Source organism: Sinosporangium album (assembly GCF_900100605.1).
Taxonomy (GTDB): Bacteria; Actinomycetota; Actinomycetes; order Streptosporangiales; family Streptosporangiaceae; genus Sinosporangium; species Sinosporangium album.
On sequence record NZ_FNCN01000014.1, the window covers coordinates 59,863 to 75,846 of the forward strand.

General features: G+C 67.0%; 13 protein-coding genes. 2 read left to right on the top strand and 11 right to left on the bottom strand.

Annotation, left to right across the window (positions count from 1 at the left end; genetic code table 11):
- Positions 1–33: 33 nt before the first annotated feature.
- The 5 genes from BLQ73_RS16605 to BLQ73_RS16625 all read right to left on the bottom strand — a co-directional run bounded on the left by BLQ73_RS16605 (position 34) and on the right by BLQ73_RS16625 (position 5,622).
- The gene (locus BLQ73_RS16605; protein WP_143020296.1) at positions 34–2,265 is read right to left on the bottom strand and encodes a hypothetical protein; all 2,232 of its coding nucleotides are present in this window, start codon (positions 2,263–2,265) and stop codon (positions 34–36) included.
- A complete protein-coding gene (locus BLQ73_RS16610) occupies positions 2,262–3,236 on the bottom strand; it encodes a hypothetical protein (RefSeq protein ID WP_143020297.1) in 975 nt (324 codons plus the stop codon). Before BLQ73_RS16610 ends, BLQ73_RS16605 begins: the two co-directional genes overlap by 4 nt.
- Positions 3,233–4,333, bottom strand: coding sequence for a hypothetical protein (locus BLQ73_RS16615; RefSeq protein WP_093171369.1), 1,101 nt, complete (start codon positions 4,331–4,333; stop codon positions 3,233–3,235). Before BLQ73_RS16615 ends, BLQ73_RS16610 begins: the two co-directional genes overlap by 4 nt.
- Before the next feature lie 183 nt (positions 4,334–4,516).
- The gene (locus tag BLQ73_RS31395) at positions 4,517–4,795 is read right to left on the bottom strand and encodes a hypothetical protein (RefSeq protein WP_143020298.1); all 279 of its coding nucleotides are present in this window, start codon (positions 4,793–4,795) and stop codon (positions 4,517–4,519) included.
- A gap of 80 nt (positions 4,796–4,875) precedes the next feature.
- Complete coding sequence (locus BLQ73_RS16625) at positions 4,876–5,622, bottom strand: PadR family transcriptional regulator (RefSeq protein WP_093171371.1); 747 nt, start codon at positions 5,620–5,622, stop codon at positions 4,876–4,878.
- 454 nt (positions 5,623–6,076) lie between these two features.
- On the opposite strand from BLQ73_RS16625, the gene BLQ73_RS16630 reads away from it, so the two are divergent.
- Positions 6,077–6,805, top strand: a complete 729-nt coding sequence (locus BLQ73_RS16630; protein WP_093171372.1) for a metal-dependent hydrolase — start codon at positions 6,077–6,079, stop codon at positions 6,803–6,805.
- Between the two features lie 174 nt (positions 6,806–6,979).
- Positions 6,980–9,706, top strand: coding sequence for an aconitate hydratase AcnA (acnA, locus tag BLQ73_RS16635; RefSeq protein WP_093171373.1), 2,727 nt, complete (start codon positions 6,980–6,982; stop codon positions 9,704–9,706).
- Positions 9,707–9,979: 273 nt separating this feature from the next.
- On the opposite strand, the gene BLQ73_RS16640 is transcribed toward acnA, so the two are convergent.
- The 6 genes from BLQ73_RS16640 to BLQ73_RS16665 all read right to left on the bottom strand — a co-directional run bounded on the left by BLQ73_RS16640 (position 9,980) and on the right by BLQ73_RS16665 (position 15,971).
- Positions 9,980–11,320: an ABC transporter ATP-binding protein gene (locus BLQ73_RS16640; RefSeq protein ID WP_176955507.1), complete on the bottom strand. Its 1,341-nt coding sequence runs from the start codon at positions 11,318–11,320 to the stop codon at positions 9,980–9,982.
- Positions 11,321–11,322: 2 nt separating this feature from the next.
- Positions 11,323–12,606 (bottom strand): ABC transporter ATP-binding protein, encoded by a 1,284-nt coding sequence (locus BLQ73_RS16645; RefSeq protein WP_275936295.1) that lies wholly within the window; start codon positions 12,604–12,606, stop codon positions 11,323–11,325.
- Positions 12,607–12,934: 328 nt separating this feature from the next.
- On the bottom strand, positions 12,935–13,444 hold the full coding sequence (locus tag BLQ73_RS16650) for an ester cyclase (RefSeq protein WP_093171375.1): 510 nt from the start codon (positions 13,442–13,444) through the stop codon (positions 12,935–12,937).
- Positions 13,441–13,803 (bottom strand): cupin domain-containing protein, encoded by a 363-nt coding sequence (locus tag BLQ73_RS16655; RefSeq protein ID WP_093171376.1) that lies wholly within the window; start codon positions 13,801–13,803, stop codon positions 13,441–13,443. Before BLQ73_RS16655 ends, BLQ73_RS16650 begins: the two co-directional genes overlap by 4 nt.
- A 222-nt stretch (positions 13,804–14,025) precedes the next feature.
- Positions 14,026–14,955 carry an ABC transporter permease gene (locus tag BLQ73_RS16660; RefSeq protein WP_093171377.1) on the bottom strand — a complete coding sequence of 310 codons (930 nt, stop codon included), beginning with the start codon at positions 14,953–14,955 and terminating at the stop codon, positions 14,026–14,028.
- Positions 14,956–14,957: 2 nt separating this feature from the next.
- Positions 14,958–15,971, bottom strand: coding sequence for an ABC transporter permease (locus BLQ73_RS16665; RefSeq protein WP_093171378.1), 1,014 nt, complete (start codon positions 15,969–15,971; stop codon positions 14,958–14,960).
- Between the last annotated feature and the right edge of the window lie 13 nt (positions 15,972–15,984).

Sequence of the window (15,984 nt, forward strand, 5' to 3'; positions counted from 1 at the left end):
CGTGGGCGTGCGGCTCGCGGGGGCGGCCTGCGGTCAGTTGCGCGCCTCCACCGTGGCGAGGACCGAGCGGTAGACCCTCGGGCCGAGTCCGTCGAACGCCTGCCGCAGGTCCCGCTTGCGGGCCAGGCCGGTGTCGCTCACATCGGAGAACGGCGACGTCCACTCCACCAGGTGGTCGAGGCTGCGCATCGGCAGCAGGTCCGCGGTGGCCTCGTAGACGTCGCAGATCTCACGCAGCCGGTCGAGTTCCTGCGGGTCCACGTCGCGCAGACCCGCCTCCGCCCCGATCCCGTCCAGCCACTCCTGCACGCTGACCTGGAACTGCGCCACCAGCTTGTAGAGCAGCACCGTCGCCCCCACCGCGGGTAGGGCCGCCGGCGTGGCCAGCTCCTGGCGCAGCGGCACCCCGCGCATCAGCGAGCGCGGTCCGCGGGGGCGCCGCCTGCGCTCTACCGCGAAGAGCTGCCGTAGCACCCGGTCGAGGTCGTCGAGCGACGCGAGCGCGCGCAGGGCGCGGTCGAAATGCTGCCCGATGCTGATCGGCAGACGGCTCGCGGGGCGGGCCGGAAGGGCGCGCGCCGGTGCGGAGAGGTGGATCCATTCGAGCAGGCTCTCGGTGACCCGCCGGATATCCCTGATCTCGTTGCCGAGCCTCTCGGTGCGCTTGTCGATCAGGTCGAAGGCGTCGGCGCCGTCGCTGCGCGCGATGCGGTCGGTGCTCGCGTGCAGCCAGGAGCGGAACTCATCGTCGAAATGGAGGGAGTTGTACTGGATGGGGGCGCGGTCGAAGAGCTTGTTGACCTTGGAGACCAGCTCGGTGGGGATGCGGCCGTTGATGACGAGCACCCGCCGTATGGGGTTAGCCTCCGACAGCACGGCATTGGAGGCGGTCTCCAAGCGGGCGACCTCGGCCTCGTCGAGCACCGTGTCGGTGATCCAGACCGCGCAGGCGCCCTTGCGCCCCACCGGGATCCAGAAGTCGACCACCACCTTGCCCGGCACCCGCCACTGCTCGTGGTTCGTCCACCCCTCGGAGTTGATGATGCGGCGTACGGCGGCGCTGATGTCGATGGGTTCGGCCTCGCGGAAGATGCGCCGGGCCACCTCGCCCACCAGGCGCCCCGTGACCCTGGCGGGAGGCTCGCCCCCCATGGCCTCGCCGTACGCGTAATGGCAGAGCTGGATGGCCTGGCGCGGGATGCCGTCGCTGATGCGGACGATCTCGTCGGCGGCCTCCTCGTCGAACAGCGGATGCGGCCACTGCCCGAGCTGGAGTTGGAGGTAGGCCCTGACGTGGTCGGCGGTGAACAGGGACGGGGGCAGGATCCTGACGCGCTCCCTGGCGTTCGCCGACAGCATGGGCTGGGCGTCGGGCAGACCGAAGAGGATCAGCAGGCAGCCCGCGTTGACGAAGGCGTTGAGGAGCCGTTCGAAGGCCGGCGCGATCTCGGGGTCCTTGAACAGCGGGAGCAGCCGCTCGAACTCGTCGATCAGGACGATGAGCTTCCTGCCGGTACGGCCGTGCAGAAAGGCCAGCACCCCTATCGCCTCGAAGGCGGCGAACTCATCGTCGATGGCCGTGGTGATGCCGTGCTCGCGGAGGATGTCATCGGGCGGTTCCCCGCTCAGCCAGGCGTGGACCGCCGGCTGGTATTCGTCCTCCAGCACGAGCTGGAGCGCGATGGCGAACTCCTGTCTGACGGCGAACTCCGAGAGCGCGGCCCGCAGCTTGTCCAGGTAGACGTTGCGCGACATGCCGAGCCTGTTGATGATCTCGTCGGCCGACCTCTCCCTGAACTTGGGCTGCGTGGTCAGCCGCCTGGTGATCGCCCCCCTCTGGAGATCGTCCATCAGAATGAAATGGTGATAATCCTCGGCGAGCTGTTTGATTTGTTCCGGGGATATTTTCTTGATAAACCTGTCCAAATAGAGCCGCAGCATGCTCCTGCCCGGCTCGTCGAACTCTATGATCGTCGTGCTCTCACTCCTGCGGCGTTTCACGGAGTGCAGCACCTCAAGGGCTATGTGTGTCTTCCCGGTGCCGAACTCGCCGATGACCGCCAGGACCCGGCCGAGGCCCGTCGTGCCTGTGCGCGACGGGTCGATCGCGCTCAGATACTCGTTGACAAAGGCCGTGACCTCGATCAACGCGGGCGTCGGCACCGTCGGCGGAGGGCTCGCGGGACCGGCCACCAGGTGGGCGATGGCCGAGCTTGGAAAGGGGTTCCGACCCGGTGGATCGGCCGGGACCTCGTGTGGCCTCACTCGCCCTCCTCAGATTCGCCGAAGATGTCATTCCAAATGTCATTGAGGAAGTCACTGAGATTCTCATAGCTTATCGGGACGACGGGGTGGCGGGGAATATAGGTGCTGTACAGCCTGCAGAAATACTCCTGGAGAAAGCGAAGCGTGAAGAGCGGTCTCACTTCGCCGACCTCGTTGAAAAACTTCACGAGCGCGTCGTCGGGGATCTGCGGGAGGTCGCGCCGCCGGTCGGGAGGGACGCGCCGCATGTGGTCCTTGAACCAGAGCAGGCCGTCCTCGGCTCTGAGCGGCCCGATCTTCACCGGGACGAGCGAGGAGGTCAGCTCCCTCTTGATCCTGTTGATGGGGGTGATGCCGAAGGTCGCGATCTCGGCGAAGAAGACGATGTTCCTGAGGGCGAGCCTGGCCAGCTCGTGGATCTCCTCCTCCGACCTCGCCCTCGGCATCAGGACCAGCAGGACGAGGCTGTACTTCTTGAGCAGGCCGCTGAGGAACTGGTAGCCCTCGACGAGATCCTTCTCCACGGGCAGCGCCTCCAGTTTCTCCCACTCCGGCAGGGTGAAGAACTGGGCCACCTGCTCGCGCAGCCGCTCGACGCAGACGCTGAACAGCGTGCGCGCCCGCTTCTTGTGGTCGCCCTCGGGGTGGATGTCCATGAGGTCGACGATCACCGGGCTGCCCGACGGCGTGTCCTGGCCGTGCGGCTGCGCCGCCTGTTCGCGTAGCCGCGAGTTGAGCCAGTGCACGCATTTGTTGACCAGGGCCGACTTGCCGCAGCCGTCGTGGCCGGTCACGAGGACCACATGGCCGTTGACCAGGAGCTTGCCGAGCGGGTTGAACGACTGGGTGAACCTGTCGAACGAGGCGAACACATCGTCCACACCCACGTAGAGCCCGTCGTGCGCCGTGTCCAACCAGGGGCAGAGCGCCTCGCTGGAATGCACGACGGGTGGCGGACAGAATGGTGTCACGTCGGACGCTCCGCATTATCTCGCTTTTCCGGCTCCCGTTTTTCCGGCGAAACTCCGCCGGTATCTCCTTCGCGGACCGTTCCGCCGCCCACCGCCCGCCCTTCCGGCGTTTCCTCCCCTCTTCGCGTGGGATGCTCGGAAGTGGGCTCAGGCGTTTTCCCCGTCTTTCTCCGAACGGCCGCCCGTGGCCGTCCGGCTCGCGCCCGGGAGAACACGCCTGTGGTCTTCCCCGCGGTCCAGTCGAAGGCGGCCGACAGCTCGCTGCGCGCGAGCGCGTCGACCAGGTCCCTGGTGCTGTTCTCGAATTCCCGGAGGGCCGCCAGGAGGCGGTCGGTCTCGGCGTCCGCCCCGTGGATCCGGGTCGCGAGCCAGGCGTCGTAGCCGATCACGGCGAGCTCGTCCTCCAGCACGGCCCGCAGGCGGGCCGCCGGAGCCCGGCACCCCGCCCGCATGGAGCCCACATGGTGAAGCTGCGAGAGCAGGTCGGCGTGCCTCGCCCGGGTGACGGCCGGATCGGGCTGCCTGCCTTCGGCCTCGGCCCAGTCGTGAAGCTGCTGGCTGTACGCCTCGCGGAACGCCGCGAACCGCGCCAGCAGCAGATCGCCCTCCCTCCGCCTCCGGTCCGACGCCACGCGCCATTCGGCGCTGCCCAAGGCCAGCAGGGCTCCGAAGGCGATCGGCACCAGCACCCCGAGCCATCCCGATGGCGCTCCGCCGTTCCCTCCGGGCGCGGCGGGCTGCGGCACCGAGGCGATCAGCGCGGCGCACGCCCGGTCGAAGTCGGCCTTCTTACGTGCGCGCCATTGCTCCATGTCGAGCCACTGGCCGCCCACTTTGACGGTGTCGCCGGATCGCTCGCTCGCCACGCCCAGGCTCACCGCCGCGTCCAGCAGCGGGACGCGCTGGGCGGGGGAGAGGCAGTAGACGAGCTGGGCGTCCTTGGCCGCGGGGTCGGCCAGGAGGGAAGAACCGGCGCCCGCATGGCCCGCATGGCCGGCATGGCCCGCATGTTCCGTGTAGCCCGTGTAGCCCGTGTAGCCGGCGTGGCTCGCGGAGGTGGAGACCGAAACCGCCGCGGCGGCCGTAGGAACGGACATAAGTGTCAATGCAGCTATGAAGCCCACGCAGGCGTGCATCATACGCCCCGGGACTCCCCAGCCTCCCATGTCCATATACTCCGTCTATGCAGGGCGAAAATATAGTCCGAAGGTGTGCCGGGTGATATGTCCGCCGGGCAATGGAGATGATAGCCATGGGGAACTTCCATCGCGCGCTATCGCTCACGTCAGCGGAGGGAAATTCCCGCACTCCGCGTGATCGAGAAAAGTTATGAAGGCGACGTCGCGCAGAGCATTTCCACAGCTCCCGGAAGATGAACCACTTCCGCGGAGGACCTCGGCCAGGGCGTGGCGCTCGGAGCCGCAGCCTTCGGGGCGCAGATCGCCGTAGGGCTGCTCGCGGCCAGGCGCGGCCTGCGGGCCGACCGCGTGCACCTCGCCCTCGCCCTCGCCCAGCAGCACGGCATCACCGCCGTCATAGGCCGCGGGCCGGCCCGCCACAAAGGCGACGACCGTCGCCGGTGGAAGGGGCCGGTCACGAGCCGGTCACGAGCCGGTCGGGGGCCGGTCGGGGGCCGGTCTCACTCGGCTTCGGGGTCGCCGTCGGCGAGGATCTGGTAGAGCCTGCGCCGGCCGTCGACCAGCACCTCACGGGCCTGGCGCACCTGGGCGGGCGTGCCGGTCTGCAGGATCTGCAGCATCGCGAAGCCCGACTGCCGCGCGAGGTCCATCAGCTCCCACGTGGGATCGTCGAGATCGGGCTTCATCTCCTCCCACGGCGCCCCCGTCTCGTCGGGGTGGGCGGCGACATAGTCGCGTCCGGCTTCGGTGAGCTGGAAGGTCTTGCGCCCGTCGGACTCCTCGGAGCGGACGAGCCCCTCGTCGGTGAGCTGCTGGAGCGCCGGGTAGACCGCACCGGGGCTGGGCTTCCAGCCGCCCTGGCTGCGCGCGGCGATCTCCTGGATGATCTGGTAGCCGTTGCGCGGCTCCTCGGCCAGCAGGGCGAGGATCGCGGCACGCACGTCGCCGCGCTTGGCCTTGCGCCCCCGGAAGCCCCGGCCGCGCCCGCCGCCGAAGGGGAACCCGGGGCCGCCGCCCCACGAGCCGCCGAAGTCGAACGGGAACGGACCCCCCCGGCCGCGGTGTCGGTGCTCGTGGGGGCCCCCGCGGCCTCGCATCTCCTCGTGGTGGTGCCGGTCCTCGTGGTGCTGGTGTCTGCCCCCCGCCATGGCGTGCCATGCCCCGCGGACCGCGCGCATCACCTGCTCCTGCACCTCGGCGGCGTCGTGGAAGCAGTGCGCTCCGCCCAGGGAGTGGGTTGAACTCATGGGAATCCCCCCGCGTCTAGCGATCGACTTTCGATCAGTCTCGATGGCTCAAAGATATATCGAGATGCTATCGAGAACAACCCCTTGGTGCGGCACGGCGGGGGAGGAGGGGCTCCGGGGGTGGCGTCCGCCCTGGTCGCAGCGGGTGCGGCGGCGCGGGGCGCGGCCAGGGCGGGAGGAGCTCAAGGTCACAACTGGAAGTGAGCTACATCACGTAATTATCTCGAAATTGCAGGAACAATCTTGGGAAACCTCGACGTTATCTGGACATAGACGGGATCGTTCCGTATCGGGAGGGCTGGGGGGTGCTCTCGGTACAGGAATGATCCCGTCTGTCGTTTCCTCGGGAACGCCCCACGTCCCCCACCGTGTCGGTGAGGTCGCTGTCTTCGCGCCGCGTCGTTACAGACGCGCGGGGGTCCGATTGAGTAGAGTCCCGTGGCGTGATCTTCGCATGATGGGGCATACGCACGCGCTGACGGGGGCCGTGGCGTGGCTGGGCCTGGCGCCGGTGTTCGCGACGGTGCCGTGGCTGAACGAATCGACCCGGTGGATCGACACCGGGATCATGGCCGGGGCGCTGACGCCCGCCGAACTGATCGCGGGGGCGCTGATCTGTGCCGGGGCCGCGATGCTGCCGGACCTCGACCATCCCAGCGCCACGATCGCGCAGACCTTCGGCCCGGTGACCTGGGCGCTCAGCAAAGCCGTCAACTGGGTGTCCGGCGGGCACCGGGGAGCGACGCACTCGCTGGCGTTCGCGGTGGCCGCCGGGGTGGGCGCGCACTACCTGGCCGATGCCTATCCCGTCGGCAGGGGCATCCTGGTCGTGCTCATGATCGGGCTGGCGCTGCGGGCCATCGGCATCGGGATTCCCGGCAAGAAGCTGGCGTCGGCCGCGGTGAACGTGGCGATGACGGTTGGCCTCTTCGTGGTGTTCCGCTCTTATGGGGTGGGTTATGCCTGGTTGGGGCTGGCGGTGGGGGTGGGGTCGTTCATCCATGTGGTGGGCGACTGCCTGACCGAGCGCGGCTGTCCGGTGCTGTGGCCGCTCCGGCACAAGTGGCTCCTGCCGTACAAGATCGGCATCAAGACGGGGCGGAAATTCGAGCAGAAGATCCTGGCCCCGCTGCTGTCGGTGGCGGTGCTCGGGCTTCTCTTCTGGCGTCTGGCACCCCTCTGAGGCTACCCATCGGTAACTTGATGTCGAGACATCGCCAGAGATATCTTGACATCGAGACATCCGCTGAAACCCGTTGCGGAGCAGCGACTTAGGTGAACCTAACTGTCGGGCGCGCTCCCCGGGTACGGCAGGATTTCTTGCGGAACGACCACTGGCCAGAGGAGGCGAATCAACGTGTCCGCGAACAGCTTTGGCAGCCGTGACACGCTCCGCGTCGGAGACGCGGCATATGAGATTTACCGGCTGGACGCTGTCGAGGGATCGAAGCGCCTCCCCTACAGCCTCAAGGTCCTGCTGGAGAACCTGCTGCGCACCGAGGACGGCGCGAACATCACCGCCGACCACATCCGCGCGCTCGGCGGATGGGACCCGACCGCGACGCCGAGCGTGGAGATCCAGTTCACGCCCGCCCGCGTGATCATGCAGGACTTCACGGGCGTGCCCTGTGTCGTCGACCTGGCCACCATGCGCGAGGCCGTACGCGACCTCGGCGGCGACCCGGCGAAGATCAACCCGCTGGCCCCCGCCGAGATGGTGATCGACCACTCGGTCATCGTCGACTTCTTCGGCGGCTCCGACTCCTTCCGCCGCAACGTCGAGCGTGAATACGAGCGCAACCGCGAGCGCTACCAGTTCCTGCGCTGGGGCCAGACCGCCTTCGACGAGTTCAAGGTCGTCCCGCCCGGCACCGGGATCGTCCACCAGGTCAACATCGAGCACCTGGCCCGCGTCGTCATGATCCGTGACGGCAAGGCATACCCCGACACCTGCGTCGGCACCGACTCCCACACCACGATGGAGAACGGCATCGGCGTCCTCGGCTGGGGCGTCGGCGGCATCGAGGCCGAGGCCGCGATGCTCGGCCAGCCGATCTCGATGCTGATCCCGAGGGTCGTGGGCTTCAAGCTCACCGGCAAGCTGCCCGCCGGGGCCACCGCCACCGACCTCGTGCTCACGATCACCGAGATGCTCCGCAAGCACGGCGTGGTCGGCAAGTTCGTCGAGTTCTTCGGCGAGGGCGTCTCCTCGGTGCCGCTGGCCAACCGCGCCACGATCGGCAACATGAGCCCCGAGTTCGGCTCGACCTGCGCCATCTTCCCGATCGACGGCGAGACCACCGCCTACCTGCGGCTCACCGGCCGCTCCGAGGAGCAGGTCGAGCTCGTCGAGGCATACGCCAAGGCCCAGGGCCTCTGGCACGACCCCTCGCAGGAGCCCGTCTACTCCGAGTACATCGAGCTCGACCTCGCCACGGTCGTCCCCTCGATCGCCGGCCCGAAGCGTCCGCAGGACCGCATCGAGCTCGCCGCCGCCAAGGAGACCTGGCGCCACGACGTCAGGAACTACGTGGTGGACGGCGTCGACGAGGCCAGCGAGGAGTCCTTCCCGGCCTCCGACGCGCCCGCCTCCAACTCCACCGCCAACGGCCGCCCGCACCGCCCGACCCCGGTCACGCTGGCCGACGGCACGAAGTTCGAGATCGACCACGGCGCGGTCGTGATCGCGGCGATCACCTCCTGCACCAACACCTCGAACCCGTACGTCATGATCGGCGCGGCCCTGCTGGCCAAGAACGCCGTGGACAAGGGCCTGACCCGCAAGCCGTGGGTCAAGACCTCGCTGGCCCCCGGCTCGCAGGTCGTCACGGGCTACTTCGAGCGCTCCGGGCTCCAGCCGTACCTCGACAAGCTCGGCTTCAACCTGGTCGGCTACGGCTGCACCACCTGCATCGGCAACTCCGGGCCGCTGCCCACCGAGATCTCCGAGGCCGTGCAGCACGGCGACCTCGCGGTCACCGCGGTCCTGTCGGGCAACCGCAACTTCGAGGGCCGCATCAACCCCGACGTCAAGATGAACTACCTGGCCTCGCCGCCGCTGGTGGTCGCCTACGCGCTCGCGGGCACGATGGACCTCGACCTCAACAACGAGCCCCTCGGCACCGACACCGACGGCAAGCCGGTGTTCCTCAAGGACATCTGGCCCTCGCCGGAGGAGGTCTCGGAGGTCGTCAACTCCTCCATCGGCCAGGACATGTTCAAGCGCGACTACGCCGACGTCTTCAAGGGCGACGACACGTGGCGCTCGCTGCCGATCCCGACCGGCGACACCTTCGAGTGGGACCCCGCCTCCACCTACGTGCGCAAGGCCCCCTACTTCGACGGCATGCCGCACGAGCCGTCCCCGGTCACCGACATCGCGGGCGCCCGCGTGCTCGCCAAGCTGGGAGACTCGGTCACCACCGACCACATCTCCCCGGCCGGCGCCATCAAGGCCGACTCGCCCGCGGGCCGCTACCTGCGCGAGAACGGCGTCGAGGTCAAGGACTTCAACTCGTACGGCTCGCGCCGCGGCAACCACGAGGTGATGATCCGCGGCACGTTCGCCAACATCCGCCTGCGCAACCAGATCGCGCCCGGCACCGAGGGCGGCTTCACCCGCGACTTCACGGTCGCGGACAGCCCCGTCAGCTCGATCTACGACGCCTCGGTCAACTACCAGGCGCAGGGCACGCCCCTCGTGGTTCTCGCCGGCAAGGAATACGGTTCGGGCTCCTCGCGCGACTGGGCCGCCAAGGGCACCGCGCTGCTCGGCGTGCGGGCCGTCATCGCCGAGTCCTACGAGCGCATCCACCGCTCCAACCTCATCGGCATGGGCGTGCTTCCGCTCCAGTTCCCCGATGGGGAGACCGCCGACTCGCTCGGGCTGACCGGTGAGGAGACCTTCGACATCAGCGGTGTCGAAGAGCTCAACAAGGGCGTCATCCCCGGCACGGTGACCGTGACCGTTGGCGACAAGACCTTCCAGGCCGTCGTACGCATCGACACGCCGGGCGAGGCGGACTACTACCGCCACGGCGGCATCATGCAGTACGTCCTGCGCTCCCTGCTCGCCAAGAGCTGAGCGGGGCATCGGGGGTGAACGCCTCCTGACGGCGCCCGAGGCCGCACCGCGAGGTGCGGCCGAGGCCGAACCGGCCCGCTCCGGCGCCGGGGGAGTCGTTCGAATTGCATTCCCCAACCGAAACCGCCCGGCGGAATACCCTTCCGCCGGGCGGTTCGTTGTTTCGGTCCGTCGTTCGCGGCGTTGAAAACGACCCGCGCGGCTTTGGCGCCCTAGGAAACCCGGCTCTTCGGCGCGGCGACCCGCAACGTCCAGCACGTCGCGACGCTCTGCTCAGTTGACTTGAGACCGCACCACACACGACGACAGATGTCCCGGGGCTACTTCGGCGAGCTCAGCCGGCGGGACCTCGCCATAGCGAACCGACACGGAGCGGCCATCGCGAAGTTGTAAGTCCACAGCCTCTCCAGCAGCGGGGGGCATTGCGTCCTTCACATCCTTGACGAAGGCCGCTGCGCTGGCTTCGGTGCGAAAGGACAGGTCGGCGTGGAACGGGGAGTGCCTGGTGACCCCGACCATCTCGTCCAGGGCCGTTGACCTGCCCTCTAGGAACCGAACGGTGTCGTCGACCTCCCAGCCGCAGATCCTGGTGGCCTCTGGGCAACGGGTGTGGAACCGGCAGCCGCTGGGGGGGCGTGCGGGATCCGGGACGGGTCCGACCAGAAGCTTCCGTTTCATTTGCGACTCTTGCCCGGCGACCGGGTTCGCGGACAGCAGCGCCTCCGTATAGGGGTGCTGCGGATTGGTGAACAGCTCCTCGCTCTGGCCCGTCTCGACAACCCTGCCCAGATACATCACGACGATGCGGTCACTCATGTGCCGTACGACATTCAGATCGTGACTCACAAACAGGTAGGTGAGATTGTGGACCTTCTGCAGGTCGCTGAGCAGGTTGAGAATCTGTGCCTGTACTGAGACGTCCAGCGCGCTAGTGGGCTCGTCGAGCACGATGAACTCGGGTTGAATCGCGAGCGCCCTTGCGATCGAGATGCGTTGACGCTGGCCCCCCGAGAACTGGTGCGGGTAGCGGTACAGGTGCTGGCGTCCCAGGCCCACGCTCTCGAGCAGTTCGACGACGCGCTCGATGAGCTCCCACCCGGACGCCTCGCGGTGGACACGCAAGGGACGCCCGACGATGTCCTTGATCAGGTGCCGGGGATTCAGCGAGGAGTTGGAGTCCTGGAAGATCACCTGGCAGTTTCGTCGATAGTTTCGCCACCTCTCACCCCGCATTCTGTCTACGCGGTGGTCTCGCGCGATGCGGTCGAGCTCGTGCTGCTCGTCGACGCTCAACGACCCGCGCCCGGGGGCAAGCAGTTCATCGAGCCGGCGATGGTCCTGCGCGGAGAGGCCGAAATAGACCCCGCCCTCCGTCGGACTTAGTAGCCCGCTGATGCATTCACCGAGCGTCGTCTTCCCGCTGCCGCTCTCACCGACAAGGCCGACGATCTCGCCTCGACGAATATCGAGGTCGACGCCGTCGACCGCCTTCACGTGTCCGACAACCCGCTCCAGAAGGCCTTCTTTGATGGGGAAATGCTTCTTGATTCCGCGCACCGAGGCCACGTAAGGGGTGGCGTGTCCGGCGATCTGGGCGTCCAGCGGTTCGGTCATGGTCACGACGCACTCCGATTCCTTGACGGCATGTCCTCGGCAGGCAGGCCGAGTGTCTCCGCGTGCTCGTACAGAAAACATGCAGCACGGTGGTCCGGCGGGTCATGAGCGGTGAGCGTTGGAGTGTGCGCAGCGCAGACCGCGCTTGCGTGGGCGCAGCGGGTGTGGAAGCGGCACTGGCTCGATGGGTTCACCAGTTCCGGGACCATGCCTTCGATGGCCGACAACCCGCCACGCGGCTGTCCTCCGGACGGGACGGCGCCCAAGAGCCCGCGCGCGTAGGGGTGGAGCGGATTATCGAAAAGACGAGTGGTAGGGCCCTGCTCGACGACCTGCCCCGCGTACATCACGACGACCTGGTCGCATACGTCGCGAACCAACGAGAGGTCGTGACTGATGTACAGCACAGCGGTGTGGTGGCGCTCCTGCAACTCGTGGATGAGATCCAGGATGTGTGCCTGGATCGTGACGTCCAGCGCCGTCGTCGGCTCGTCCGCGATCAGCAGATCGGGAGCGCACGCGAGCGCCTGGGCGATCATCACGCGCTGCTTCATCCCGCCCGAAAGCTCATGCGGATAGCTGTTCATGATCTTGCGAGGGTTCGCGATCCGGGTCTCCGCCAAGGCTTGCGCCACATACTCGTCGACCACCTTCTGGAGCCGATTGCGCCGCCTGCGTAGACCTGGCGCGGCGAGCACCGCGCGCTCGAGCCGGGAGCTGCGATCGCTCGCCGCCCGCCGCAGGAGTGGGTCATCGGTGCTCAAACCAGCGTCGGCGAGCATCATTTCGGCGCGGTGCTGATGGAAGACCTCGGCCACCTGCTGGCCGATGGTCAGGACCGGGTTCAGCGCCAACGACGGGTCCTGGAAAATCATGGCGATCTGCTCGCCACGCACCTTGCGGAACTCCCGGGGCGTGAGCTTGGTGAGGTCGTACTCCGCCTGTCCGCCACCCTGGCAATCGCTTGCGTGACAGCTCGGGCATTCTTGCCTCGGCCTGAACACGATGCGACCACCCGCATGGACAGCCGGGGGTGAGGGGACCAGCCCTAAGAAGGAACGGGCCGTCACACTCTTACCGCAGCCGGTCTCGCCGACAAGGCCGACAGTTTGCCCAACACCAATCTCGAAACTGGCGCCGTCCACGGCATGCACAGTCCCGCGTCGAGACTGGAAGTAGATCGAGAGATCATCGACCGTCACCAGCGGCAGAGCGGCACCGCGCTCGGCTCCCGAACAGCGCGGCATCAGGGCCACGTCGGACATCTCCACAGGTCGGTTGGTCATCGGGTCAAGCCTCCATTGGCGCCTGGGGCGCCGTCACCTAGTGCAAATTTCGGGACCCAGTTCGGAGAATGTCGGGATGTGGAACGCAGGCTCGGCGTCCTCGTACGGAAGGGGACTTCCCACCACAAACGATTGCGAACAGGAGTCTCGCCGTCAAGCCAAACAGCGCTATAGATCAGCGGCAAGCATTTGCAAGACGCTCTCCTTATCGCCGTAGGTTTCGCCGGCACACGCAGACCGCCCCTGGCAGGCCGGGCGACTTCTCGTGCCGGCCGGCCGTCTTGCGCGGGCCTCACCCTGCTGCCCTCTTGATGGGAAGCCCTACCCATCAAGCGAGATTCGGCACGTCGACTGCGATACCGAGCTGACGGCAAAGCGCGAGCTCGTCGTTCATGAACCACGCCTCACTCACGCGTCCCTCGGCAAGCCGGAAGATCGCGACCTCAAGAGTGTCCAACGGCGCTCCGGTCCCCTCTTGTCCCCAAAAGGGCCCGGTGTGGGTCCCGACGAGGCGAAAGACCGTCCACACGACGTCGCCATGGGCGACGATATCGACCAACTCGTTACGGCGATCGCTGAACGAGTCCGCGTTGTATCCCGTGTGGGGGCGCGAATCGGCGTCTTCCAAGCCAGCGAGCTCAGCCAGGTTCAGCATGCCGAGCCGATGGCTCTTGTAATCCTTGGCCAGGAAGCGGCGCCGCGTCTCTTCTCCGAGTGGGCGCTGCTCGGCGAGGAACTCGCTGACGACGGCCAGGTTGCGCTCTTCCTCGTCCGTCTGATCGCGTCCCGTGCTGTGGGACCCGACCAGGCTCTGAGGCGCCACGGCCGGCGCGCTCATGTGGTCGTCCGCGTGATCGCCTGGACAGCCTCGTGAACCGCCGTCGGACTGATGCTGATCCAGGTCGAGCCCGCCGAGTGGGTCGGGGCGTGCCCCGGGGGCAGATAGAACAGCTCGCCCGGCCCGTAGACCTCCGGTTCGCGGTCCGCGAAGTAGTAGGTCGATGTACCCGTGATTTGGTAACCCCAGTGCGGGCACATGCAGCCATGCTCGCCGAGGGCTCTGCGGAACCGCTCCGTGGCGTCGGAGTCCTCCAGAGTCTCCTCGAAGGAGACAGTGACCCCCTCCCAACTGGCGCTCACGCACGAGTAGGTTCCCCGGCTGAACCGGGAGGCGTCGTCGATTCTGATCGATGGCATGAAATCTCCTTGTTGTTGGGTGGAACTGCGGTGGCGCGGCGGTCGGGTTCGACCCCGCCGGGGGATGCGGCCTCGCCTGGTCAGCCGACGAGCGCACGTCAAACGGTCTTGGCAAAAATTTCGGTCTTCACGAGCGCCAACTCAGGCGACCGGGCCAGGCCCGTGCAGGAAGCGCTAGTTTCGGCTGATCGGATCCTGGCGAACAAGCAGCTGAAGGACCCCTCACCTGCCCTCCGTCCGCGGGTCAAGCACGTCCCGCAAGCCGTCGCCGACAAGGCTGAACGAGAGTGTCCACAGGAAGATCATCAGGCCGGGAAACGTCGAGCTCCACCACCAACCGGCGGTGATGCCCGATTGGCCGATGCTCACCAGGCGCCCCCATTCGGCCAGGCCTGCTTGGGACAGGCCCAGGAAGCTCAAGGTGGCGCCGAGCAGGACCACGCGTCCCATATCGAGCGTTGCCTGGACCGCTATGGGGGTCATCGAGTTCGGCAGGATGTCGCGCCGCACAATGTTGAAGCGGGAGTCCCCGATCGACCTCGCGGCCCGAACGTATCCTTCCTGACGGACCTGGATGATCCGGCTTCGCGCGATTCGTGCGTACCGGGGCCAGATGACCACACACAGTGCCAGGATGATGTTGGTGAAGGACGGTCCGAGCAACGCGGCGATGGTCAGCGGAAAGATCAGTTCGGGCACCGAGAGGAAGACGTCCGCGATGCGCATCAGCACGCTGTCGACCTTGCCGCCGCTCATCCCTGCCACGCTGCCGACGAGAAGGCCCATCACGATCGCGATGCCCACGACGACGAACGACAACAACAGGGAGAGGCGGGAGCCCCACACGATCCCGTAGAGCATGTCGCCGCCCAGCACGTTGGTGCCCAAGGGGTGCCCCGGGGTGCCCGGCGGCATGTTGGCAGCCACTAGGTCTCGCGGCATCTGGTAGGTACCCGTCGGGTTTTCCGGCACCAGGAGGGGAGCAAGTGCCGCCAGCAGCAGCATCAAGAAGATGATGCCCATTCCGATCGCCGTGGCCGGGTTACGAAGCATCTGTCCCGCAAGGGAAGCCACCCGGCGGGCACGAACGGTGGCTCCATAGCCCCACCTCGGGGCCGACCGTACGGCGGTGGATTCGACGAACTGGCTCATGTTCAATCGCTTCCTTGAAGACTGATTCGCGGGTCCAGGCGGGCACACGCCAGGTCGACCATCAGGTTGACCAGGAGGAAGGACACGCTGAGAAACAGCACATAGCCCAAGATCGTGGCGTCATCACCGGCCAGCACGGCCTGAGCCATCCATCTGCCCAAGCCTGGCCACTGGAAGATCGTCTCCACGACAACTGCGCCTTCGAGGAGAGCCCCGACCGCGAGACCGATTACGGTCACCGTGGGCACCAGGGCATTGCGCCGGGCGTGCCGACGGATGACGATCCGCTCCGGGAGGCCCTTGGCCCGGGCGGCGTCCACGTAGTCTCGACCGAGTTCGTCAACCAATGACGACCGCATCATCCGCACGATCATCGCGGCGGCGACATATCCGAGGACGATGCTGGGTAGCGCCAGGTGCCAGATGGCATCCAGAAAAGTGGTAAGGTTTCCAGCCAGCAGAGAGTCCACGGTGTACAGCCCCGTGGGATGCGGGATGCTCTCCCACAGGGCAATGTCGTATCTGCCATTGGGGAACCACTTGAGCCACGCCCAGAAGACGATCAACATCATGAGCCCGAACCAGAAGTTGGGCAGGCTCGCCCCGGCGACCGAGAAGACCCGGGCGAACTGGTCAGGGGGCTTGTTCCGACGTCGCGCAGCGAACGTCCCAAGCCAAATCCCCAGGCCGACAGCCACCACTCCCGCCGCCAGTGCCAGTTCGATCGTGGCAGCCCACTTTTCGGGGTAGACCTCCATGACCGGGGCCGATGCGGCGCCGGACCAACCGAGGTCACCTTGGAGCACGCCCCGCAGCCAGTAGATGTATTGCATGGGGAGAGGATCGTCGAGGTGGAAGCGCTCGTTGAGTGCCGCTACCTCCGCCTTCGTCATGCCGGGCTCCAGGTAGATTCCGATCGGCGACCCGCCAACCCGGACGAGCACGAACACCAGCATGGTGACGGCCAACATCACGAACGGTAACGCGATGAGTCGGCGAATTATGTACTGACGCATGGCCCTGTGACCT

Bases quoted from the DNA above. Each gene is read 5' to 3' on its own strand.
- BLQ73_RS16615 (WP_093171369.1), bottom strand. From the start codon at position 4,333: ATGTCCGTTCCTACGGCCGCCGCGGCGGTTTCGGTCTCCACCTCCGCG.
- BLQ73_RS16625 (WP_093171371.1), bottom strand. From the start codon at position 5,622: ATGAGTTCAACCCACTCCCTGGGCGGAGCGCACTGCTTCCACGACGCC.
- BLQ73_RS16630 (WP_093171372.1), top strand. From the start codon at position 6,077: ATGATGGGGCATACGCACGCGCTGACGGGGGCCGTGGCGTGGCTGGGC.
- BLQ73_RS16640 (WP_176955507.1), bottom strand. From the start codon at position 11,320: ATGACCGAACCGCTGGACGCCCAGATCGCCGGACACGCCACCCCTTAC.
- BLQ73_RS16645 (WP_275936295.1), bottom strand. From the start codon at position 12,606: ATGACCAACCGACCTGTGGAGATGTCCGACGTGGCCCTGATGCCGCGC.
- BLQ73_RS16650 (WP_093171375.1), bottom strand. From the start codon at position 13,444: ATGAGCGCGCCGGCCGTGGCGCCTCAGAGCCTGGTCGGGTCCCACAGC.
- BLQ73_RS16655 (WP_093171376.1), bottom strand. From the start codon at position 13,803: ATGCCATCGATCAGAATCGACGACGCCTCCCGGTTCAGCCGGGGAACC.
- BLQ73_RS16660 (WP_093171377.1), bottom strand. From the start codon at position 14,955: ATGAGCCAGTTCGTCGAATCCACCGCCGTACGGTCGGCCCCGAGGTGG.
- BLQ73_RS16665 (WP_093171378.1), bottom strand. From the start codon at position 15,971: ATGCGTCAGTACATAATTCGCCGACTCATCGCGTTACCGTTCGTGATG.